General features: G+C 59.8%; 19 protein-coding genes. 10 read left to right on the forward strand and 9 right to left on the reverse strand.

Annotated elements, in window-relative coordinates; all coding sequences use genetic code 11:
* Positions 1-249 precede the first annotated feature (249 nt).
* The 6 genes from FQ192_RS09040 to fabI are packed head-to-tail and all read left to right on the forward strand — an operon-like array spanning position 250 to position 8,447.
* Complete coding sequence (locus tag FQ192_RS09040; RefSeq protein ID WP_149658296.1) at positions 250-2,082, forward strand: extracellular solute-binding protein; 1,833 nt, start codon at positions 250-252, stop codon at positions 2,080-2,082.
* Entirely contained in the window at positions 2,079-3,920 is a 1,842-nt protein-coding gene (locus FQ192_RS09045; RefSeq protein WP_149658297.1) for an extracellular solute-binding protein, read from the forward strand. Before FQ192_RS09040 ends, FQ192_RS09045 begins: the two co-directional genes overlap by 4 nt.
* A 4-nt stretch (positions 3,921-3,924) precedes the next feature.
* The gene (locus tag FQ192_RS09050) at positions 3,925-4,998 is read left to right on the forward strand and encodes a microcin C ABC transporter permease YejB (RefSeq protein WP_149658298.1); all 1,074 of its coding nucleotides are present in this window, start codon (positions 3,925-3,927) and stop codon (positions 4,996-4,998) included.
* A 1-nt stretch (position 4,999) separates the two neighbouring features.
* Complete coding sequence (locus FQ192_RS09055) at positions 5,000-6,019, forward strand: ABC transporter permease (protein ID WP_149658299.1); 1,020 nt, start codon at positions 5,000-5,002, stop codon at positions 6,017-6,019.
* Position 6,020: 1 nt separating this feature from the next.
* Positions 6,021-7,631: an ABC transporter ATP-binding protein gene (locus tag FQ192_RS09060; RefSeq protein WP_149658300.1), complete on the forward strand. Its 1,611-nt coding sequence runs from the start codon at positions 6,021-6,023 to the stop codon at positions 7,629-7,631.
* A 21-nt stretch (positions 7,632-7,652) separates the two neighbouring features.
* On the forward strand, positions 7,653-8,447 hold the full coding sequence (gene fabI / locus FQ192_RS09065) for an enoyl-ACP reductase FabI (RefSeq protein WP_133836158.1): 795 nt from the start codon (positions 7,653-7,655) through the stop codon (positions 8,445-8,447).
* A gap of 56 nt (positions 8,448-8,503) precedes the next feature.
* Here the strand turns inward: fabI and FQ192_RS09070 are convergent, their stop codons facing one another.
* Positions 8,504-9,358, reverse strand: coding sequence for a LysR family transcriptional regulator (locus FQ192_RS09070; RefSeq protein WP_149658301.1), 855 nt, complete (start codon positions 9,356-9,358; stop codon positions 8,504-8,506).
* Between the two features lie 113 nt (positions 9,359-9,471).
* Between FQ192_RS09070 and FQ192_RS09075 the strand changes: the two genes are divergently transcribed.
* Complete coding sequence (locus FQ192_RS09075; RefSeq protein ID WP_149658302.1) at positions 9,472-9,897, forward strand: VOC family protein; 426 nt, start codon at positions 9,472-9,474, stop codon at positions 9,895-9,897.
* Entirely contained in the window at positions 9,894-11,180 is a 1,287-nt protein-coding gene (locus tag FQ192_RS09080) for an amidase (protein WP_149658303.1), read from the forward strand. Before FQ192_RS09075 ends, FQ192_RS09080 begins: the two co-directional genes overlap by 4 nt.
* Here the strand turns inward: FQ192_RS09080 and FQ192_RS09085 are convergent.
* The 8 genes from FQ192_RS09085 to FQ192_RS09120 all read right to left on the reverse strand — a co-directional run bounded on the left by FQ192_RS09085 (position 11,127) and on the right by FQ192_RS09120 (position 18,621).
* Positions 11,127-11,735, reverse strand: a complete 609-nt coding sequence (locus tag FQ192_RS09085) for a GGDEF domain-containing protein (RefSeq protein WP_149658304.1) — start codon at positions 11,733-11,735, stop codon at positions 11,127-11,129. The genes FQ192_RS09080 and FQ192_RS09085 overlap by 54 nt on opposite strands.
* A 73-nt stretch (positions 11,736-11,808) precedes the next feature.
* On the reverse strand, positions 11,809-12,390 hold the full coding sequence (locus tag FQ192_RS09090) for a hypothetical protein (RefSeq protein ID WP_149658305.1): 582 nt from the start codon (positions 12,388-12,390) through the stop codon (positions 11,809-11,811).
* Position 12,391: 1 nt separating this feature from the next.
* Entirely contained in the window at positions 12,392-14,563 is a 2,172-nt protein-coding gene (locus FQ192_RS09095) for a xanthine dehydrogenase family protein molybdopterin-binding subunit (RefSeq protein WP_149658306.1), read from the reverse strand.
* Positions 14,564-14,572: 9 nt separating this feature from the next.
* Positions 14,573-15,028, reverse strand: coding sequence for a (2Fe-2S)-binding protein (locus FQ192_RS09100; protein ID WP_149658307.1), 456 nt, complete (start codon positions 15,026-15,028; stop codon positions 14,573-14,575).
* Positions 15,029-15,319: 291 nt separating this feature from the next.
* A complete protein-coding gene (locus tag FQ192_RS09105; RefSeq protein ID WP_372242333.1) occupies positions 15,320-15,493 on the reverse strand; it encodes an SDR family NAD(P)-dependent oxidoreductase in 174 nt (57 codons plus the stop codon).
* A gap of 11 nt (positions 15,494-15,504) precedes the next feature.
* Entirely contained in the window at positions 15,505-16,680 is a 1,176-nt protein-coding gene (locus FQ192_RS09110) for an NnrS family protein (RefSeq protein ID WP_149658308.1), read from the reverse strand.
* Positions 16,680-16,928, reverse strand: a complete 249-nt coding sequence (locus tag FQ192_RS09115; protein WP_149658309.1) for a transmembrane sensor/regulator PpyR — start codon at positions 16,926-16,928, stop codon at positions 16,680-16,682. The genes FQ192_RS09110 and FQ192_RS09115 overlap by 1 nt, the downstream gene beginning before the upstream one ends.
* Before the next feature lie 334 nt (positions 16,929-17,262).
* Entirely contained in the window at positions 17,263-18,621 is a 1,359-nt protein-coding gene (locus FQ192_RS09120) for a hypothetical protein (protein ID WP_149658310.1), read from the reverse strand.
* A gap of 156 nt (positions 18,622-18,777) precedes the next feature.
* Between FQ192_RS09120 and FQ192_RS09125 the strand changes: the two genes are divergently transcribed.
* Both FQ192_RS09125 and FQ192_RS09130 read left to right on the forward strand, forming a co-directional pair.
* On the forward strand, positions 18,778-19,611 hold the full coding sequence (locus tag FQ192_RS09125; RefSeq protein ID WP_149658311.1) for an AraC family transcriptional regulator: 834 nt from the start codon (positions 18,778-18,780) through the stop codon (positions 19,609-19,611).
* 234 nt (positions 19,612-19,845) lie between these two features.
* Positions 19,846-23,478, forward strand: coding sequence for a hypothetical protein (locus FQ192_RS09130; RefSeq protein WP_149658312.1), 3,633 nt, complete (start codon positions 19,846-19,848; stop codon positions 23,476-23,478).
* The last annotated feature ends 11 nt before the right edge of the window (positions 23,479-23,489 follow it).

Here is a 23,489-nt window from a genome sequence, read left to right on the forward strand (position 1 = left end):
CCGTTGGGTCGCGAAGCGGCCACCTGGTTATTTTCAGATAAATCGTATCCGCGGTGTTTGCGACTGCTTCGCAGCCGAACGGGGGCAAGCCCCCTCGCCACGAGCAAGCTCCCTCGCCACAAGTCATGCATCTTTGCGTACGATCGTGCCAGCAATTAACGGCGCATTAACCCCCTGTCTTTTTCCTGTCGATACAAGCTGTTACTGTACGGCCCACAAAGCCCAAGCCGCCTGGATCGGATCCCTGACTTGAAGCGTACCCTCCTCCTTCTCCTGATCAGCCTGGCCTTGAGCTCCCCCGCAAGCGCGACGATCAGCGAAAGCCATGGTTATGCGCAGTTCGGCACGCTCAAGTACCCGGCCAGATTTACCCACTTCGACTGGGTCAACCCGCAAGCGCCCAAGGGCGGTACGTTGCGGGTGATGGCGTTTGGCACCTTCGATACGCTCAACCCCTACACCTTCAAGGGCTCAAGCCCGGTTTCCACGCCGAATTTCCTGCAATACGGCATTAACGAGCTGAACGAACCGCTGATGGTCGGCACCGGCCAGTACGCGCCGTCCGGCGACGAGCCGACCTCCAGCTATGGCCTGATCGCCCAATCGGTGGAATACAGCGAGGACCGCAGTTGGGTGGTGTTCAACCTGCGCCCCGAAGCGCGGTTCCACGATGGCACACCGATCACCGCCTATGACGTGGCGTTTTCCTACCGCTTGCTGCTCAAGGAAGGCCATCCGCAGTACCGCACCAACCTCCAGGAAGTGCTGCGGGTCGACATCCTCAACCCACAACGCATCCGCTTCGTGTTCAAGCGCGCCGGCAATCCGTTGCTGATCCTGCGCCTCGGCGAATTGCCGGTGCTGCCCCAGCACTACTGGAAAGGTCGCGATTTCAAAGCCACCACGTTCGAACCGCCGCTGGGCAGCGGGCCGTATCGCATCACCTCGGTACAACCGGGACGGCAGATTGTGTTTGAGCGGGTCAAGGATTACTGGGGCAAGGACCTGGCGGTCAATCGCGGCAAGTACAACTTCGATCGCATGGAAGTCGAGTTCTACCGCGACAGCGACGTGGCCTTCGAAGCGTTCAAGGCCGGTGAGTTCGACATTTACATCGAGCACCAGGCCAAGAACTGGGACAACGGCTACAACTTCCCGGCCGTGCGCCGTGGCGATGTGATCAAGGCGCAGATCCCGCACCAGATCCCGACCCAGAGCCAGGGCCTGTTCATGAACACCCGGCGCCCGACCTTCGCCGAGGTCAAGGTGCGTGAAGCGCTGGGGCTGATGTTCGATTTCGAGTGGACCAACCGCACGTTGTTCAGCGGTGCGTACAAACGCGCCGTGAGTTACTACCCCAACAGCGAGTTCTCCGCCACGGGGCTGCCGGTCGGTCACGAATGGCTGATGCTCAAGCCCTACCGCGATCAGTTGCCCGCCAAGCTCCTCACCGAGCCCTTCAGCCTGTCGCAGACCGAAGGGCGCGGCATTCCCCGGGAAACCCTGCGCAAGGCCCTGGGACTGCTGGGCGAGGCTGGCTGGAAGCTCAATGGCCAGCGCGTGCAGAACGCCGCCGGCCAGCCGCTCAGGTTCGAGATCCTGCTGGTCAACCCGAACCTGGAGCGCATCCTCCAGCCCTACGTCGAGAACCTCGCCAGCATCGGCATTGACGCGCGGCTGCGCACGGTGGATCGCGCCCAGTACAAACAACGCCTGGATCAGTTCGATTTCGACATGATCCTGATGACGCTCAACCAGACCCTCAGTCCGGGCCTGGAGCAATGGCAGTACTTCCATTCCAGCCAGGTCGGGGTCAAGGGCAGTAAAAACTACGCCGGCATCGCCAACCCGGTGGTCGATCATCTGCTGGAACAACTGCTCGGCGCCCAGACCCGCGACGAACAGGTCGCCGCCGGCAAGGCCCTCGACCGGGTGCTGCTGTGGCAGCACTACAGCATTCCCAACTGGTACCTCAATTATCATCGCCTGGCCTACCGCAACCGGTTGGCCTTCGTCACCACGCCGCCCTACACCCTGGGCTTGAGCGCGTGGTGGCTGAAGTCTTCGGAGAAAGATCAATGAAACCCGTACGCGCCCTGCTCCTGCAGGCCAGCGGTCTGTTGTTCGCCGGGCTGGCCTGCGCCGCCCCGCAACATGCCCTGACTTTGTACAACGAGCCGCCGAAATACCCGGCCGACTTCAAGCACTTCGATTACGTCAACCCGGACGCCCCCAAGGGCGGGATCTTCCGCCAGGCCGGTTTCGGCGGCTTCGACAGCCTCAACCCGTTCATCAGCAAAGGGGTGGCGGCGGACAACATCGACATGATCTACGACACCCTGGCCAAACAGGGCCTGGATGAACCGTTCAGCGAATACGGCCTGATCGCCGGCAAGATCGAGAAGGCCCCGGACAACAGCTGGGTGCGTTTCTACCTGCGCCCCGAAGCTCGCTTCCACGACGGCCACCCGGTGCGCGCCGAAGACGTGGTGTTCAGCTTCCAGACCCTGACCAAGGACGGGGCACCGATGTATCGCGGTTACTACAGCGATGTCGCCGACGTGGTCGCCGAAGACCCGCTGACGGTGCTGTTCAAGTTCAAGCACAGCAACAACCGCGAACTGCCGCTGATCCTCGGCCAGTTGCCGGTGCTGCCGAAACACTGGTGGGCCACCCGCGACTTCAACAAAGGCAACCTGGAAATGCCGCTCGGCAGCGGCCCCTACAAGGTCAGCGAAGTCAAAGCCGGGCGCTCGGTGCGTTATGAGCGGGTCAAGGATTACTGGGGCAAGGACCTGCCGGTGAACCGCGGGTTCTACAACTTCGACGTGATGACCACTGATTATTACCGCGACAACACCGTGGCCCTCGAAGCACTCAAGGCCGGGCAGTTCGATTACTGGCTGGAAATGACCGCAAAGAACTGGGCCAACGCCTACAACATCCCGGCAGTGACCGAGGGGCGGTTGATCAAGGAACAGATTCCCAACGGCAACCCGACCGGTATGCAGGGTTTCGTGTTCAACCTGCGACGCGCGGCGTTCCAGGACATCCGCGTGCGTCAGGCCCTGACGCTGCTGCTGGATTTCGAATGGACCAACAAGCAACTGTTCAACAGCGCCTACGCCCGTACTCGCAGTTACTTCGAAAACTCGGAAATGGCCGCCACCGGCCTGCCGGACGCCGATCAACTGGCGATCCTCGACCCGTTCCGCAGCCAGCTCCCGGCCCAGGTGTTCAGCGAAGCGTTCCAGAACCCGGTGACCGACGCCAGCGGCATGATCCGCACCCAGCAACGCCAGGCCTATCAACTGCTGCAAGAGGCCGGCTGGAAGATCGTCGACGACAAAATGGTCGACGCCAACGGCAAACCGGTGACCATCGAGTTCCTGCTGGCCCAGACCGAATTCGAGCGGGTGCTGTTGCCGTTCAAGCGCAACCTCAGCGACCTGGGTATCGACCTGGTGATTCGCCGGGTCGACGTCTCGCAATACATCAACCGCGTGCGCTCCCGGGACTTCGACATGATTGTCGGCAGCTTCCCGCAGTCCAATTCGCCGGGCAACGAACAGCGCGAGTTCTGGATGTCCGCCGCCGCCGACAAGCCCGGCAGCCGCAATTCCATGGGCTTGAAAGATCCGGTGGTGGACCAATTGGTCGAAGGCCTGATCAACGCCGATTCGCGCAAAAGCCTGGTGGCCCACGCCCGTGCGCTGGACCGCGTGCTGCAATGGGGTTATTACGTGATCCCCAACTGGCACATCAAGACCTGGCGCGTGGCGTACTGGAACCACATCGGCCATCCGAAGGTTTCACCCAAGTACGACATCGGCATCAATACCTGGTGGGTCAAGCCCGATGCAAAACCGGCGATAGAAGTCGAAACCAAACTGCAAGCCGACCCTGCGGGCACGGAGTAATCAGATGCTGGCGTATATTTTTCGGCGACTGCTGCTGATCATCCCGACCTTGTTCGGCATTTTGCTGATCAACTTCGTGATCATCCAGGCCGCCCCCGGTGGCCCGGTGGAACAGATGATCGCCAAGCTCGAAGGCTTCGAAGGCGCCACCAGCCGCATCGCCGGTGGCGGTGCCGAGGTCTCAGTGGCCGGCTCGGCCTATCGCGGCGCCCAGGGCCTGGACCCGGCGCTGGTCAAGGAAATCGAGCACATGTACGGCTTCGACAAATCGGCGCCGGAACGCTTGTGGATCATGGTCAAGAACTACGCGACCCTGGATTTCGGCGACAGCTTCTTTCGCGACGCCAAGGTCATCGACCTGATCAAGGAAAAGATGCCGGTGTCGATCTCCCTCGGGCTGTGGAGCACGCTGATCATGTACCTGGTGTCGATCCCGCTGGGGATCGCCAAGGCCACGCGCCACGGCAGCCATTTCGACGTCTGGACCAGTTCGCTGATCATCGTCGGCTACGCGATCCCGGCGTTCCTGTTCGCCATTTTGCTGATCGTGCTGTTTGCCGGCGGTAGCTATTTCGACTGGTTCCCGCTACGGGGGCTGACCTCGAACAACTTCGCCGAGCTGAGCATGGGCGGCAAGGTTCTCGATTATTTCTGGCACCTGGCCTTGCCCGTCACGGCGCTGGTGATCGGCAACTTCGCGACCATGACCCTGCTGACCAAAAACAGCTTCCTCGATGAAATCAACAAGCAGTACGTGGTCACCGCCAAAGCCAAAGGCCTGACCAACCACAAAGTGCTCTACGGCCATGTGTTCCGTAACGCGATGCTGCTGGTGATTGCCGGGTTCCCCTCGGCATTTATCGGGATCTTCTTTACCGGCTCATTGCTGGTGGAAGTGATTTTCTCCCTCGATGGCCTGGGCCTGATGAGTTTCGAAGCGGCGATCAACCGCGATTACCCGGTGGTGTTCGGCACGCTGTTTATCTTCACGTTATTGGGGTTGGTGGTGAAACTGATCGGCGACCTCACCTACACCCTGGTCGATCCGCGCATCGACTTCGAACACCGGGAGCATTGAGATGAGCCTGTCCCCCCTCAATCGCCGACGATTCGAACTGTTCAAGGCCAACAAGCGTGGCTGGTGGTCGCTGTGGCTGTTTTTGATCCTGTTCGGCCTGAGCCTCGGCGCCGAGCTGATCGCCAACGACAAACCGCTGGCCGTGCATTACGACGATGGCTGGTATTTCCCGGCGCTCAAGCGCTACCCGGAAACCACCTTCGGCGGCGAATTCCCGCTGGAAGCCAACTACAAGAGCCCGTACATCCGCGAACTGCTCAAGGCCAAGGATGCGTGGATTCTGTGGGCGCCAATCCCCTACAGCTACCAGAGCATCAACTACGACCTGAAAGTCCCGGCCCCCGCCCCGCCCTCGGCGGACAACCTGCTGGGCACCGATGATCAGGGCCGCGACGTGTTGGCCCGGGTGATCTACGGTTTCCGGATTTCGGTATTGTTCGCCCTGACGTTGACCATTCTCAGCTCGATCATCGGCGTGATCGCCGGGGCGTTGCAGGGGTTCTATGGCGGCTGGGTCGATCTGGCCGGGCAGCGTTTCCTCGAAATCTGGTCCGGGCTGCCGGTGCTGTACCTGCTGATCATCCTCGCCAGTTTCGTGCAGCCGAACTTCTGGTGGCTGCTGGGGATCATGCTGCTGTTTTCGTGGATGAGTCTTGTGGACGTGGTGCGCGCCGAGTTCCTGCGTGGGCGTAACCTTGAATATGTACGCGCGGCGCGGGCGCTGGGAATGCAGAATGGCGCGATCATGTTCCGCCACATTTTGCCCAACGCCATGGTCTCGACCATGACCTTTATGCCGTTCATCCTCACTGGCGCCATCGGTACGCTGACGGCGCTGGATTTCCTGGGGTTTGGCCTGCCGGCGGGCAGTCCGTCCCTGGGAGAGCTGGTGGCCCAGGGCAAGTCCAACTTGCAGGCACCGTGGCTGGGCATGAGCGCGTTTGCGGTGCTGGCGTTGATGTTGAGTTTGCTGGTGTTTATCGGCGAGTCCGCTCGCGATGCCTTCGACCCGAGGAAGTGAAATGAATCAGGACAATCTGATCGAAGTGCGCGACCTCGCCGTCGAATTTGTCGTCGGCGAGCGCATGCAGAGGGTGGTCGAAGGCGTGAGCTTCGATATCAAACGCGGCGAAACCCTGGCCCTGGTGGGTGAAAGTGGCTCCGGTAAATCGGTGACCGCCCACTCGATTCTGCGCCTGCTGCCCTACCCGCTGGCCCGACACCCGTCCGGCACCATCGAATATTCCGGGCAAGACCTGCTGAGCCTGAAAGAGAAAACCATCCGCCACATTCGGGGCAACCGGATCGCGATGATCTTCCAGGAGCCGATGACCTCGCTCAATCCTCTGCACTCGATCGAGAAGCAGATCAACGAGGTGCTGGGCATCCACAAGGGCCTGAGCGGCAAAGTGGCGACCAAGCGCACCCTGGAGCTGCTGGAGATGGTCGGCATTCCCGAGCCGCACAAGCGCCTGAAAGCGCTGCCTCATGAACTGTCCGGCGGCCAGCGCCAGCGGGTAATGATCGCCATGGCCCTGGCCAACGAGCCGGAGCTGTTGATTGCCGATGAACCGACCACTGCGCTGGACGTGACCGTTCAGCTGAAAATCCTCGAATTGCTCAAGGAATTACAGGCCCGACTGGGCATGGCGTTGTTACTGATCAGTCACGATTTGAACCTTGTTCGAAGAATTGCGCATCGCGTATGTGTCATGCAGCGCGGTTGCATCGTCGAACAGGCATCGTGCGAAGAGTTGTTCCGCGCGCCGCAGCATCCGTACACTCGGGAACTGCTGGCAGCGGAGCCCAGCGGGACGCCGGCGACCAACGTTATTGGCCCGCCATTGCTGCAAGTCGAGGACCTGAAAGTCTGGTTCCCGATCAAGAAAGGCTTTCTGAAAAAGACCGTTGACCACATCAAAGCGGTGGACGGCATCAATTTCAGCCTGCCCCAGGGACAGACTTTGGGGATTGTGGGAGAAAGCGGTTCCGGCAAGTCGACACTGGGCTTGGCGATTTTGCGGCTGATCGGCAGCAAAGGCGGCATCCGTTTTGAAGGCAAGCAGCTAGACTGCCTGACGCAGGGCGAGGTTCGACCGTTGCGCCGGGAGTTGCAGGTGGTGTTCCAGGACCCGTTCGGCAGCCTGAGCCCGCGGATGTGCGTGAGCCAGATCGTCGGCGAAGGCCTGCGGATCCACAAGATGGGCACCGAAGCGGAACAGGAACAAGCGATTATTGCGGCATTGAAGGAGGTAGGCCTGGACCCGGAAACCCGGAACCGCTACCCCCACGAATTTTCCGGCGGGCAACGGCAGAGAATCGCCATTGCCCGGGCATTAGTGCTAAAACCGGCGCTGATCCTGCTGGACGAGCCGACTTCGGCCCTCGACCGGACAGTGCAGCGCCAAGTGGTGGAGCTTTTGCGGTCACTGCAAACCAAGTACAACCTGACGTATCTGTTTATCAGCCATGACCTGGCTGTCGTCAAAGCGCTGAGCCACCAGTTGATGGTGGTCAAGCATGGCCAAGTGGTCGAACAGGGAGACGCGCAAAGTATCTTTGCCGCCCCCCAACATCCGTATACACAGCAGTTGCTGGAAGCCGCTTTCCTGGCACCAGCCACTGCGCAATAACCTGAAAGAGAGGAGCAACACATGGGTTTTCTCGCCGGTAAGCGCGTACTGATCGTCGGTGTCGCCAGCAAGCTGTCCATCGCATCCGGCATCGCTGCCGCCATGCATCGCGAGGGCGCTGAGCTTGCCTTCACTTATCAGAACGACAAACTGAAAGGTCGTGTTGAAGAATTTGCACAAGGCTGGGGCTCGAGCCCTGAGCTGTGCTTCCCGTGCGACGTGGCCAGCGATGAAGAAATCGCCAAGGTCTTCGAAGCGCTGAGCAAGAAGTGGGATGGCCTGGACGTGATCGTTCACTCCGTCGGCTTCGCCCCGGGCGACCAACTGGACGGCGACTTCACCGAAGCCACCACCCGTGAAGGTTTCCGCATTGCTCACGACATCAGCGCCTACAGCTTCGTGGCCCTGGCCAAGGCTGGCCGCGAAATGATGAAAGGCCGCAATGGCAGCCTGCTGACCCTGTCGTACCTGGGCGCCGAGCGCACCATGCCGAACTACAACGTGATGGGCATGGCCAAGGCTTCGCTGGAAGCTGGCGTTCGTTACCTGGCCGGTTCCCTGGGCCCGGAAGGCACCCGCGTCAACGCCGTATCGGCTGGCCCGATCCGCACCCTCGCCGCTTCCGGCATCAAGAACTTCCGCAAAATGCTGGCCGCCAACGAAGCGCAAACCCCGCTGCGTCGTAACGTCACCATCGACGAAGTCGGCAACGCCGGCGCCTTCCTGTGCTCGGACCTGGCGTCCGGCATCAGCGGCGAAATCATGTACGTAGACGGTGGTTTCAACACTACCGCCATGGGCAATATCGAAGAGTGATTTTCGGTTAGCGCATAAAAAACCCGCCGGTTATGGCGGGTTTTTTATGGGTTTCTTCAAACCAAACACCGCGCAAACAACTGCTGAATCGGCTGCATCCGCTGGCTATAACGCTGTAGCAACACGATCTCGCGATAGAACGTCAGCTCACCCAACCGAATCACCCGCACCTTCGCCCCATGCTCCACCCACAACCCCGCCTCCGGCAGCAACGAAACGCCTAACCCGCACTCCACCATTTTCACAATGGCTTCCAGCTCATCCAGTTCCAACCCGACCTTGACCTCAATCTGCTGCTCCCGCAGGAACCGCGTCACCAAACGCCCACCGAACGAATTACGGTCGTAGCGCACATGGGGATGCTCGGCGAGCAACTGCAACGGATCATCCCCCTCAAGCTCCGCCGGCACGATCAGCACAAACGGCTCCTTGCGGATGACCTGTGCCGACAATTCCTTGGGCAGTTCGAAGGGCGGCTTGATCAGGATCGCCAAATCCACTTCGCCGGTGTCCACCTGACTCAACAGGTTCAGCGACACACCCGGCACCAGTTTCGGCTCCAGCAAGGGCGCTTGTTGCCTGAGCCGCAACAACGCCTGGGGCAGCAAACCGGTTTGCACCGTGGCCACGGCGCCAATCTTCAGTTCGCCGCGATACTCGCTGACGTCATCACTGACCGCCATCCGCGCAAAGGTTTCGAGCATCTCCCGGGCCATCGGCAATGCCCGTTGCCCCGCCGCGTTGAGCAGCGCCTGGCGTCCGGTACGGTCGAACAGGCGAATGCCCAAGGCCTGTTCCAGGTTACGCATCTGCGCACTGACTGCCGACTGCGTGAGGCCGATGTGCATGCCCGCTGCCGCGAAAGTGCCGTAGCGAGTCACCGCTATAAAGGTTTTCAGTTCCCGCAGCATCAGCGTCACCATTGATCGAAATAATTTGAGCTCGACGCAAAAATTATCGTCTTTTAATCAAAAATCACAGGACTAAACTCAGCCTCAACTTCCAACCGTTGAGGATTAACCCCATGCAGCTCTCCCCTTTCCACCTGGCGATTCCGGTGTACGACCTGGCCGCTGCGCGCAGCTTTTATGGCGAAGTGTTTGGTCTGGAAGAAGGTCGCTCCAGCGAGCATTGGGTGGATTTCAATTTTTTTGGCCATCAATTGGTGATTCACCTGGCACCGAAAAATGCTTCCCAGGAAGCCGCCCACACCAACGCCGTGGACGGCCACAACGTGCCGGTGCCGCATTTCGGTGTGGTGCTGGGGATGAAGGAATGGGAAGCCCTGGCCGAGCGTCTGCAAAGCCTTGGTACGCAATTCGTGATTGAACCGGGGATTCGTTTCCAGGGATTGGTAGGCGAGCAAGCGACGATGTTTCTCTTCGACCCGTGCGGCAATGCCCTGGAGTTCAAGGCATTCAAGGACATCAGCCAGTTGTTTGCCAAGTGAGCCGCGCTGTTCTGGACGCCACCGCCCTCAGCGAGGCGGTGCGTAACGGCGAGACAACGGTCGCGGAGATCGCCGAAGGTTTACTTGAGCGCATTGAAGCGCTGGAACCGAAAGTCCACGCCTTTGCCTCGTTCAAACCGCTGCAAGTGCGCCTGCACGCCGCGCTGAACGAGGGTCGGGGCCTGTTGGCCGGCGTGCCGGTGGGCATCAAGGACATGTTCGATTCCGCCGACCATCCCACCGAGTTCTTTTCGCCGATCTACGCCGACCATCAGCCATCCCGGGATGCCCACGTGGTAACCCTGCTGCGCCAGGCCGGCGCGCTGATCATGGGCAAGACCCACACCACCGAATTTGCCTACATGCGCACCGGTCCGACCCGCAACCCCCATGACCTGACACGCACGCCGGGCAGTTCCAGCGCCGGTTCAGCGGCGGGCATGGCGGCGGATTTCTTTGCGGTGGCATTGGGCACACAAACCGCTGGCTCGCTGCTCAAACCCGCGGCTTACTGCGGCTTGTTGGCGTTCAAGCCATCGTTCGGACTGGTCTCGCTGGAAGGCGTGAAGCCGCTGGCGCCGAGTTTCGACACCGTGGGTTGGTATGGCCGCTCGGTACGGGATTTGACCCTCGTGGCGCGGGTGTTGATTCCGGGTTTCGAACTGCCTGAAGCACCACTACGCCCACTGCACCTGGGCTTCTGCCGTACGCCGCGCTGGGATCAGGTACAACCCAAGGTGGCCGAAGCGCTGGAACAGTCCGTTGAACACCTGCGCCGCGCCGGACATCAGGTCAGTGAACTCAAACTGCCGGATGAGTTCGCCGGGGTGTTCGACGATCACCTGACCATCAACGATTGCGAAGGCGCCCGCTCGCTGGCGAAGGAGTTTGAGCAACACCGCAAGCTGTTGAGCCCTTCGATACTGGCGATGTTCGCCCGCGCCGCCGCCACCACCTGGGATCAGGAAACCGCCGCCAAGGCCCGATTGGCAGCACTCGCACCGCGCCTGAACGAGCTGTGCCAACCCTTCGACGCCCTCCTCTCACCCAACTGCGGCATGCTCGCGCCTCTGGCCGTGGACAGCGCGGAAAACACCGGGCCATCGGACTTCATCAAGTTCTGGGGTGCGTTTGGCTGGCCGCAGGTGAATATCCCGCTGCCACGGGCCGAAGGATTGTTGCCGATTGGTTTGCAGTTGATCGGCCGGTTCCGCAATGACGGCTCGCTGTTACGAGTGGCCGAACGGGTGGCCGCCGAACTGCTCGCCGATCGCGGCCAATAAGCCCTCAGCGGTTTGGTGCTGCGCGGGGTGAAATTCGAGTTGGGTGACACTGAAACGAATGTCATACCCGCGATGCACCGTGGCGTTGCGCTCGTCGAGCATTTCTTCGAGCCGCGCCCGGATCGCCGGGATTTCCACGCCATTGGCACCGGTCAGCAACGCGGCGAACTCATCGCTGCCCATGCGCCCGATCACGTCGCTTTCGCGAAAGGCGATCCGCAGCACATCGGCAAAGGTCTTCAAGGCATCGTCGCCTTCGGCGCGGCCGTACAGGTAGTTGATGTGTTTGAAGTTATCGAGGTCGAAAAACAGCAAGGTCGCTGGTTTGCCCATCTGCAAACAGGCATCCAGGCCCCTTTGGGCCAAGGCTTCAAAGCCGTGGCGATTGGGTAGCAGCGTCAGTTCGTCCATGCTCGCCACCTGCACGGCCGTCAGCTCCTGCTCGGCCTGACGCGCCAGGTCACGCAACAATTCGCGCTCCTGCAGTGCAGTGTCCGGGCCGTGCAAGGTGTCTGCGCAAGTGCCCGGTTTGATCGGTTTGCCTGGAACCAGCATGGTTCACTCCTGTGGGGGTATGTCCGTTAGAGCCGCACTTACCCGGTTTGACTCCTAATTAACTCGCCGTTGGTCAGATGCCCGCCACCGGGCACGGTCCTCCGGCATCGGCCCAGAGTTTGAATTGCGTGACAAAGATGTCGTGGGGCACCGGCACCGGCGCCCGATTGCCGCCCGGATTCCAGCCCCAGAGCACCAGTTTGTCGTCGCTGACGTGCTTGATCAGCGCGGCGAAATCCCGGTCGCCGTTGCTGGAGCGGTCCTTGATCAACGCGCAGAGTTTGTCCGGCGGCAGGCCGATCCAGGCCATTTTGTGCGCCGCCGGTGGCAGGCTCCAATGGGGCGCGCCCGGTGGTGCGTGGGGGCCGTAGCTGGCCGGTGGGTTGCTTTCCCCATGGCAGGTGGCGCAGGGCAAACCGGCGGCGCCCTTGCCGTCCATGCCGCGCACCACGTTCATCATGTGCGGCGTACCGGCGTCGAACTGCAACGGCGAATCGCCGGGGATATGGCAGTTCTGGCAGCGCGGGCTCTGGAACACCTTCTGCACGGTGCCGAAGGCTTCCAGTGCAGCCTGATTGTCCGCCGCGAACAGGTCCGAGGCGTAGCCGGTCAGACCGACCAACACCACTGCGCCCAATATCAAATGTCGTCTCATCTCACACCCCCGACAGTTGCAGCGGCAGTTCGCGCAGGCGTTGCCCGGTCAGGGCGAACACCGCGTTGGCCACCGCCGGCGCCACGGGCGGCACACCGGCCTCGCCGATCCCGCCGGGTTTGTCGGTGCTGGGCACGATGTGCACTTCCACCACCGGCATTTCGTTGAGCCGCAGCACCTGATAGTCGTGATAGTTGGACTGCACCACCTGGCCGTCCTTGAACGTCAGTTTGCTGCGCAGGGCAAAACCGAGGCCGAAGGTGACGCAGGACTCCATCTGCGCCGCGATGCTTTGCGGGTTGACCGCAACGCCGCAGTCCACCGCGCACACCACCCGGTGCACGCGAATCTTCAGGTTGTCTTGGGACACTTCGGCGACATGCGCGACGTAACTGCCGAACGACTCATGCACCGCCACACCCAAGGCGTGGCCATCCGGCAGCGGCGCGGTCCAGTTGGCTTTTTCCACCGCCAGGTTCAGCACACCCAAGTGTCGCGGATGCTCCTTGAGCAGGGTTCGTCGGTATTCCACCGGGTCCTTGCCCGCCGCCTCGGCCAGCTCGTCGATCAACGATTCCATGACAAACGCGTTGTGGCTGTGCCCCACCGAACGCAGCCACAGCACACTGATGCCGGTCTTCGGTGAATGCAGCTCGACCTGATGATTGGCGAGTTTCTCGATGTAGGGACTGTCGGCCACCCCTTCGACCGAGGTCTTGTCGATACCGTCCTTGACCATGGTCGCGGCGAACGCGGTGCCATCCATGATCGACTGGCCGACCATCACGTGCTTCCAGGCCAGGGGCATACCGTCGGCGTCCAGGCCAATATTCGCCTGATGCAGGAACATCGAGCGGTAGTAACCGCCACGAATATCGTCCTCCCGGGACCACACGGTTTTCACCGGCATACCCGCCGCCTTGGCCACTTGCACCGCTTCGGCGACAAAGTCCGAAGTCGGGTTGGCCCGCCGACCGAAGCCGCCGCCGAGGAATTCGGTGTGGATCTCCACCTGTTCGGGTTTGAGCCCGGTGATCTTGCCCGCGACCATTTGATCGAGGGTCTGGAACTGGGTGCCGGTCCAGATTTCGCACTTGTCCGTGGTGATTTTCACCGTGCAATTGAGCGGTTCCATCGGCGCATGGGCCAGGTACGGCACGCTGTATTCGACGTCGATGGTTTTCGCGGCTTTCTTCAGCGTGGCGGCGGTGTCCCCGGCCTGGCTGGCCGGCATGCCCGGGGTGGCGGCGAGTTGGCGGAAGCTCTCCAGCAACTTCACGCTGTCGAGCCCGGTGTTCGGCCCCAGGTCCCAGTCGATTTTCAGCGCATCGCGCCCCAGCTTCGCCGCCCAGTAATGATCGGCAATCACCGCCACGCCCGTGGGCACTTGCACTACTTTGTGTACGCCCGGCACCGCCAGCGCCTCGGCGCCTTCGAAGGATTTGACGCTGCCGCCGAATACCGGCGGCCGGGCGACCATGGCGGTCATCAGGCCCTCGAACTGCACGTCCATGCCGAACTTGGCGCGGCCGGTGATTTTCTCCGGGGTGTCGAGGCGCGGGGTCGGTTTGCCGATGATTTTCCAGTCCTTGGCCTCCTTGAACTTGATCGACGCCGGATCCGGCACCGGCAGCTTGCCGGCGTCATCCGCCAGTTCGCCGTAGGTGGCGCGTTTGTCGCCGGCGATGACCACGCCCGGCTCAGTGCGAATCTCGGACGGCGCGACGTTGAAGCGCTTGGCCGCGGCGTCGATCAGCATCAGGCGCGCGGCGGCGCCGGCCTGGCGATAGCGGTCGAACTCCATCCAGGTCGAGGTCGAGCCGCCAGTGATCTGCATGCCGCCGAACCCGGCCAAGCCGTAATCCTTGGCTGATGCGGGAGAATGTTCGACGCGTATTTTCGACCAGTCGGCGTCCAGTTCCTCGGCGATCAGCATGGTCAGGCCGGTCCAGATGCCTTGGCCCATTTCCGAATGGCCGAGCAGCATGGTGACGCTGTTGTCGCTGGCGATGCGCAGGAAGGCATTGGGCGCGAAGACATTGCCCTGGTTCTCGGCGCCCATGGCAAAGCGATGAGCACCGGGGATGACAAACGCCACCACCAGACCACCGCCGAGCACCGCGCTGCCCTTGAGAAAACCGCGACGTGATACGGGATTGTTGATGCTGTTCATGACATGGCCTCAACCGATCTCGGCGGCGCGTTTGACCGCTGCGCGAATCCTTGGATACGTGCCGCAGCGGCAGATATTGCCGGACAGCGCCTGGTCGATGTCGCTGTCGGTGGGCTTGGGAATCTTCGCCAGCAACGCGGCGGCAGACATGATCTGCCCCGACTGGCAGTAACCGCACTGCACCACGTCGAGTTCGGCCCAGGCCTGTTGCACCGGGTGCGAACCGTCGGTGGACAGGCCTTCGATGGTGAGGATTTTTTGCCCATGGGCCACGGCGGTGGCCGGGGTGATGCAGGCACGCAGCGGCGCGCCATCGACGTGCACGGTGCAAGCACCGCACTGCGCCATGCCGCAACCGAACTTGGTCCCGGTCAGGTGCGCGACATCGCGCAGGACCCACAGCAGCGGCATGTCCGCGGGGACATCCAGCGCCTGGTCCTTGCCATTGATATTCAGGGTCAGCATGGCGGATCTTCCTCAGACTCACGGTGTTCTGAAGGGGGCGCATTACTGAGACCACACACCCGTAGGAGCACAGCTTGCTCGCGATGGCGTCGTGTCAGGCAGTGATGTGCTGATTGACACGACGCCATCGCGAGCAAGCTGTGCTCTTACGGAGCGACGGATCTACGCGCGCCTCGGGTTATCCATACAGCTAAGCGCAGATTGACCGGCGGGCCAGCTTCTGCGACCGCCGGTCACATATCCCTGGCCGCTGAAGCACCCTGTAGGAGCGAAGCTTGCCACAGGCAAGCTTTACCGCTTCACCACCGTGACCTTGACGCCCAGCGGGGTCAGTTCGCCGTGCAAGGCTTCGCTCAGGGCTTCGACGGCAAATTTGGTCGAGCAATACACGCCATGGCCCGGCGCCGACTGAAAACCGCCCCCCGACGAGAGATTGATCACCTGCCCGCTGCGGGCGGCACGCATGAGCCTTGGCGCTAAACCCTCGGTTTGAGCAGGATGCCGGTGTAGCGCGTCAAAAACAGCCCGAACGCCGTACACCAGAGTAGCGCCGACAGCCCGAGCCCTGCTCCCGAGAACGGGACGAGCAACACCCGACACAGACCGGCGAACACCATCAAGACAAAACCCAGCACCACCGCTTTCGAGGGCTGCAGCAATCGCCCGGTATGCCCCAGGCTGCCCCGGGCAATCATCGCGAGGATCAGTCCGCCAATCCCGCCGACCGCCAGCGCATGGGTGGCCAGGCTCTGTTGCGGCATCCACCCGGCATGCCAAAGCGCCATGGCCAGCGTTGCAACCACCAGCCAGGCGTAAGCCAGGTACAGCGACCACAACAGCGGCACTCGCCAAATACCCCGGTCGTGCCAGCGCCACAACCGCAGCAGATGCACCGCGCCGAGCACCAGGTACAACAGCGCCAGCCACCGTTTGGGCGTGTCATTCAAACCGACAGTAAAAGACAACGCGGCGAGCAAGCCGCCCATCAGCAACACTTTGGTGGGCAGTGGGCTAGCCGGTGTAACAGCGGGGCGATTCAGACCGCGCTGAATGAAGAATGGAATCACCCGTCCGCCAATCATGCTCATCATCGCAGCCACCAGCCACAACGCCGCCAATACGCAATGTCGTTGCAATGCGGTGTCGTCGGTCGCGATGCCCCACAGCGTCATCATCTGGCAGCCGGCCAGCAGCGTGATCATCAGCAGGATCGGATAGTTGTCGCGTTTAACCGCTCCCACCAGATCCCGGCCCAGGCACCAGGCCAGCAAGGGCAGAAACGGGAGTTGCAGAGCGATCAGCAGCGTCGGATTAATCGGCAGCAACCACGCCAGTCGAGCCAGCAGCCACACCAGCACCAGGCCGATCAGCGGCCAGCCGCTGAGGCCAGGGCGTCCGGTCCAGTTTGGTACCGCCGTCAGCAGAAATCCGGCGATGATCGCCATGGCGAAACCGAAGGGCATTTCGTGCCGATGCCAGGCCAGCATCCCGCCAATTGGCTGCGCGCCGGGTAATCGGCCGTATAACCACAATGCCCAGATCGCCACGGCCAACACGGCAAACCCGGCGCCGGCGAGGAAGAACGCTCGAAAACCGAGGCTGAAAACCGGTGCCGCAGCGATAGCAAACTTTGTGAGGGCAGGCTTGCGCATCAGGCCACCGCGCAGAAGTGATGGGTCGCCAACCGATGCTGGGCCAGTAGACGCATCACATAGCCAATTTTGAGCAACGTCGGGCCAATGATAGTCATGGCGTGCATCGATACCAGCGCCACAATGGGCAGATGACCGTTGTAAAGGTAAGCGCCATAGATGCCGATCAAAAGCAGTGTCAGGCCCAGGCCCAGCACTCTGCTCGACAGGTGCAGAACGTTGTGAGGATTACTGAAGAAATTGAACATTTTTCGTACTCCTGAAACAGACCAGTTGTACGTGGATTAATCCAAGATGCGCGCCATGTTTTAAAGGCTTGTAAATCAATGTGTTGGCCACAACGCAGTCAATATGACTCAACTCTGAAATGGTCTTATTGACTCAGTACCGAGTCGTAGTGACTACATCGTCCGCTCACCCGCCTAGAAGCAATCCAATATCAGTTGCGCAGCACGGGACTATCTAGCTTATTCGCGACCACTTCTTATTTGCACCGAAGGCGCACGTCGCCCATGGACATGCGCTTACGATGACGGTCACCGATTCCAACTGCCGACCAAATGGGACTTCTAACGCCGCGCCTCAGCGTTTTTTTACGTAGCTGCCGCCGTATTTCCGGAACTCGCCGTAACCCGTCACGACCGCTGCTCCATTGAGCAACTGCAGGCGCAAGGCCGGCCCACCCTGGGCGTCCAGCACGATGGCCAGATTGCCCGCCAGCAACGCCGACTGGTAATGGATTTCGCTCGGTGGATCCTTGAGCTGGGCGTAGTCGATAGTGATATCGACAGTCTCCGGCCCATCATCGATGCCCGGCAGTATCTTCACCGACAGCTGGCTGATTATTCGCTCTACGAAATGGGTCATCCGGTAGTCACCTTCACGCTGATTGCTGACCACCCCTTCAAGTTTCTGCGGCGCAATCTTGAATTCGGCAAGACGCATGTTGGTGTTGAATGTGCGCTTGGGGCTGCGCCAGGTGCCGGTGTAGTTGCCCTGTTCGTCCGGTTCGTCTTTCAGGGTCCAGTCGCCGGTGCTCTGCCCGTCATCGTCCAGTTCATGCAGCAACACACCGCGCCCCTCGACGGATTCGCCAACCAGCCGGATCGGTTTGCCGCTGCCGGTTTTGCCGTAACGCACTTCACCGATGTATACCTCGCCCTGGATTTGCCACCAGAGTTCGAACGCGATCTTGTCGTTAAGGGTGCCGCGAAACTTCAGTGGCGGCTCGGCGTAAGGACCCTCGACTGAGCGGTGTTCGATCCACTGGCCATCCTTGAGTTCGCGTTCAGTCACGTCCAGGTAGCCCATCGGCATGTAGGGCTTTGCTGGCGTCGGCATCTGCATCGCTTCGATCTTTTCGCTGACCATCACCGGCTCATTGTTCTCGATCTGCCACGTCGCGCTTTGATGCCAGCAGCAGCCTTGTTTCGAACGGGTGTCCAAGCGCTTGGCCACCGGATCAACGCCGAACATGCCCAATTGCTCATCGCGGGTCAGGGAGGAGAACGCCGGGCTGAAGACCAGCGTCGGGCTCGCTGGATCAGACAGATAAATGTCATAGGACGGGCCGCCATAACCGCCCTCGCTCCCATTGCGTACGGCCAGATCCTGCTGCCCGTCGAAATTGAAGTCAGCGAAAAACAACAGGCTCTGATCGCCGTAGGCCGGGGCCTGGTTGAGATCCAGTTCCAGGCTGTCAGGTTTGTAGACGGCAAACGCCGCCGGTGAGTCGATGCGCTGCAACACCTGGCCACTGGTCTTGTCGCGCAAGGTGATCTGCGCCGGCGCGCCCTCGTAGCTCTGGGCGGGAGGCTGCGGGAACAGCACGTCAATGGCGTATTTCTGCGCCGGATCGGTGAGGTGGTAAGTCAGCGGCGCGGCACTCGCACCAGCGCTGGCGAGCAGGCAGGCGACGGCCACTAAACGAGGGGCAACCATGATGCTGAGCGTCCTTGCGGCAAATCGGGGCGGCCAGTCTAGCGACAAACGGTACGGACAGACATCTGTTAAAAAGATCGACATCGCCGAACGGCAACGGGCCTTTCATGACGAGAGCTAATACACTCGAGCACTGACCTGCCGAGGACGCCGACGATGAAACACACCGTTGCCAAAGATGCCGACAAGTCCCCGCGCTTCTGGCGCGACGACGCCCTGCCCTTCATCGAGGCCCGGGCCATCGCCGATGGCCGCGAGGTCTGCTACGCCCGGCATTCCCACGAACATTTTTCCATCGGCGCGATCACCGCCGGGCGCAGTACGTATGTGCATGAGCAATCGGCATTCGAGGTCAGTGCCGGCACCGTGGTGCTGATGAACCCCGGCGATGTCCACGCCTGCAACCCCATCGACGACCAGCCCTGGTCGTACCTGATGCTGTACGTCGAGACGCCGTGGCTCACCGACTTGCAGCATCAACTGGGGTTTGCTCAGGACCAGGCGTTCCGGCGGTTTACCGTCACCCACCTGCACGACGCCAGCCTGTTTGCGGGGCTCAAGGGTTTGTATGAGGTGTTGGTCGATGATCAGCAGGACGTATTGCACAAACACAGCGCTGCGGTGGAGTTTTTCACCGACGTGCAACAACGCCTCAATCCGGCTGATCAACCGTTGCGCGAACCCAATTTCAAACTGGAACGGGCCGCCGACTACATCCGTGACAACTGCACACAGATGCTCAAGCTGGAAGATATCTGCGAAGCGGCGCAGTTGTCGCCTTCCTACCTGATCCGCGCGTTCAAGCAGCATTACGGTATGACGCCCCATGCATTTTTACTCAACCGACGTATCCAGTTTGCCCGTGATCGCTTGCGCAGTGGCCAGTTGATTGCCGATGTAGCGCTGGAGGCAGGATTTGCCGATCAGGCGCACTTTCAACGGGTGTTCAAACAGCATCTGGCGGCGACGCCGGGGCAGTATCGCGGATAAATAAACAACGATATAAACCCAGCCCAACTAACTCTTCTTACTCTTAAAAATTACAACCTTCCAAGTAAGCGCCTCACAAGCGACCAAATACCGACACACTTTGAATCCACATCCATACTGACAAATCCCTTTCTGCCTCATATTCTTTCCGCTTCGCACACTGAGTGCCGAACGCTTTCAAACAGCATTACGCCGCCTGCTTGGCATTTAGTTATAAAAGAGGGATCTTTAACTATGCAGCAAGAAAACAGCCACATTGAAACCACCCCTGACAAACTTCAAAGAGAAGCCGTAGCGGCTGCACTCCTGAATTTTATTCGCAACACATTCGCCAGAGAGTCCATCAACTGGGACTGGAACAGACTGGCAGTCAAGTATGAAAAAGGCACGCGCTTCGACACGGCACACCGCTCGGCGGCCACTTATCTTTCGCAACTTATCAACCGCCCCGAGTTCTTGAAGATGCTTTCCTCCCGGAACATCTCCAGGCACCAGGTGTTTCAAGTAGATGAAAACGCCCGAATCTATTACACCTACACCAACATTTCCAGTGTAGGCGACTCCATTAGCAATCAGTACTTCTCCCCCAAGGACATCACTTCTCATGTCACCGGCATTGCAGACATCAATAATGATCTGCGCCTGATAGCAAACATCGCCAAACTGACTGGCGGCCTTGTGACCTCCGGTGAAAATATAGCGGCTGGTCAATGGTTGCGGTTCCACGAATTGCCGACACCGACCAATGAAGAGGATACCAAAGCGCTGATTGACCTGATCAACGCTGCCTTCCTGCCCGTCCCCCTCCCGTTTGGAAACTTCTGGCAACTGCTGGACGCCCCTGAGGATTCCCCCTACAAACTCACCCCGCAACGCCGTGAAACCATTCGGGAGGTTACAAGGACCCGATTTACCGGCGATGAAATGCCGCTGGTCGAACTTTTTGGCAATGGCGTTCGTCTTTTAAGCGGCTCGGCGGACAAACTGCCCGCCAGCACGGGTTATCGGTTAGAGACACTGATCAGCAGCGCCACGATTGATACCAGCTTGTATCTTGAGGCGCTTGATTGGTTCAGCGCAGAAACAGACCCCGTGCCCACCAAGGCATTCCAGGCGCAGTTGATGATTGCGGCGATGCTGATCGACCTTGACGCGGATGTGGACATCGACGGTACGAAGTTTGCGGGCTTTGACCTCTATTCGGCAGATCATGTGCTGCGTCGACCTGCCGATGTACGCCAGGACTTTGAAAAACATCTTCAGAAAAACGCCAACGTCAGCGACATCATTGCCCCCTTGGTGGCAGAGATGGCACTGGGCGGCATGGCACCGGAGTATCTGGTTCGCGATCTGCCTGCCGATCTGAAGCTCGCCACGCCGGGCTGGGTGGTCTTCTGCCAGGCGGTGCAATTTGTAGAGACCCTCGCACCCGGTGCATCTCGAAACATGAGTTACCAACATGTACTCCGGTTTAGCCAAGTGGCCGAATTAACCCCCGATCTAAAGCGCCTGCGCGCGCAAAATGCATTCGATCCGGTGGTCACATGGGCACTCATGAATAAACTGATCAACAGGGATTCCGACGGCAGTTTGAGCCAGGATGTAATAACCCGAGGTATCGATGAATACCAACGCTACGTCGACCAGATAACCAACGCGGCCAACAAACTTGTAAAACCATTCCCCGATCGCCGGACGCTGGCGCTCAAGGAACTGAAAAAAGTAGCTCCGGATTGCAATCCGGAAGAATTGCTGGTCAATCGTTTTACCCCCTCGACTAAAGTCTCGATCATAGATCTTTATTTGGGCGACGAACTTCATACCGAGCACTGGGGCCGAACCCACCGCGCCAGCATTCACGAATCCATTCCGCAATTACGTCGCCTGTACCCGGTGCCAAACTTGTTCGACGAAGCGACCCACGATCATTACACCGGCATGGTCGAGGCGACGGCTTCCAATATCAATATTGCGCTGTCACAACTAACAATCAAGGATCGGGAATTTATCGAGAACGGTCACCTGGCCCTTTACGCTGTCCAGGTTTATAACCGCGAAACAACACGCCCATCCGGTTATCCAGGTGTTAATTCCACGATCGGCGTCCATGCGGGAGAGACCTATCGTTTCGGCATGGTGATAGGCGCAAGTCTTAACTCGACGGTTCGTTGCTACGAACTGTTTCCACTAAGAGCGCAGTGTCGTTTCAACGAAAGACTCACGACCATTCTTAGTCCCTTGGTACTGCCTGACGGCGTGAGATATGTCGAAACGGCTAGCACCCAGAATGCCCCTATCGATCTAAAAGCGTACTCGGCAAACGAAGCGCCTGAAGAGGGCAAGACGGGCCGTTTCTTCATCAAGAAAATCGGCGATTTCGAACCATCGTCGCTTCAGACAGACGACAGCGGCACACCGAACCGCTACTTCCGCTCCAGTCGCAAGGAAGCGATCAGCGCACTGATCGCAAAAGAAATTCCGGTGATCACCCAGGAAGAAATAATGGCGGTGGGTCGTCAACAAACAGAACGGGAAAAGGCCATTGAAAAATCCAGCGCCATTTTCAACACCATTCTCAATATCATCATTCCCTTCAAGGAATGCGTAGAAGCACTCGCTTCTGGAGATGCAGGCAGACAAGCCCGAGCGGTACCCGGTTGTCTCGTGGATGCGTTGGCGTTTGCCGGGGCGTTTGTCGCAGTACCTGGAAAAATTGCAGCCTCGGTAGCCAAGACGGCGACCCTCGGCACAAAACTGCTGTCCGCCTCCCGAATCGTCGGTCGCTCCGCCATTTCGTTTCTGAACCCGCTGGATGGTGTGCCGACCTTGCTCAAGGGCGGGGCGAAGCTGATTGGCAGAAGTGCAACGAAACTGGGTTCCCAAGCCGCCTCTGCAGCCCACGTCGCCAAATCTCAACTGTTGCACCTGACCGGCGCGAATTCCTATGACCTGCTTCGGGCCGTCGACCATACGGGTTCGGCTACCCGGATTCGCATGTCGCTGGATACCGTGTCTCACGCTCGCGCGCTGTTCAAGGATGACAGCATTACCAGCATCGAACAGGTAATGACCCGTCTGAATGACAGGAAAATCCCTAAGGGTGCATCCGCCGAAGAATTGCAGCACCTGTTCGATAACTCCATCAAGGACGCGGCACTCCAAAGCAAAGAAGCACAAATGCTAGGGGCACTGATCGGCGAGACAGCGGTACATGATGTACTCGCCTCGTACTCGGCCAATAAATCAATCAGGTTCACCGATGAACGTCAAACCGCACAACGGCTTGCAGAAACCCTGGCAATCGTCGCTGAGCTTGAAGCTAAAAAAGTCGTCTACCTGACGACCCATCAACAGAACCTGCTGAAACTGGACTTGGGCCAAGCGCCTTATCACGCGGTACTACCGGAGTCAGTCTTCAATCCCAACGGTTTCACCGACCCTGCTCAAAGAGCCGCGGCCTGGATGGCGAACGGGGCTTTTTTCCAAGTCAACGACGTCGACCAATTCACCGCGATACTGCGCGAGTATGCGGGCAACAACAAATTGCTGACCGACCCGACCGTTATCACGGAGTTGAACAGCCGTCTTGCCCCTTCCCCCGCTGGCCAAGTACGTCAAGCTGGCCAAGACGGGAAATATGGCGGCAGCATTACCGGTTTTGCCTTGTTGGAACAGCATTTGAAAACGCTGGATACCGCCCACCAGCACATTGACAAACACCTGCTTGCTTCCGTCATCGGTTTCCAGAGCTTTGCCGATGGTAACGGTCGAACCGCCAGTGCGTTGTACGCCATCACCCAATTGCGCTCTGGTCAATTTACGCCACTGACAAGACAGGCGGTCGACGCTCTGAGCGGTATACGTTGACACCCTGATTC

It is taken from the genome of Pseudomonas sp. ANT_J12 (assembly GCF_008370045.1).
Taxonomy (GTDB): Bacteria; Pseudomonadota; Gammaproteobacteria; order Pseudomonadales; family Pseudomonadaceae; genus Aquipseudomonas.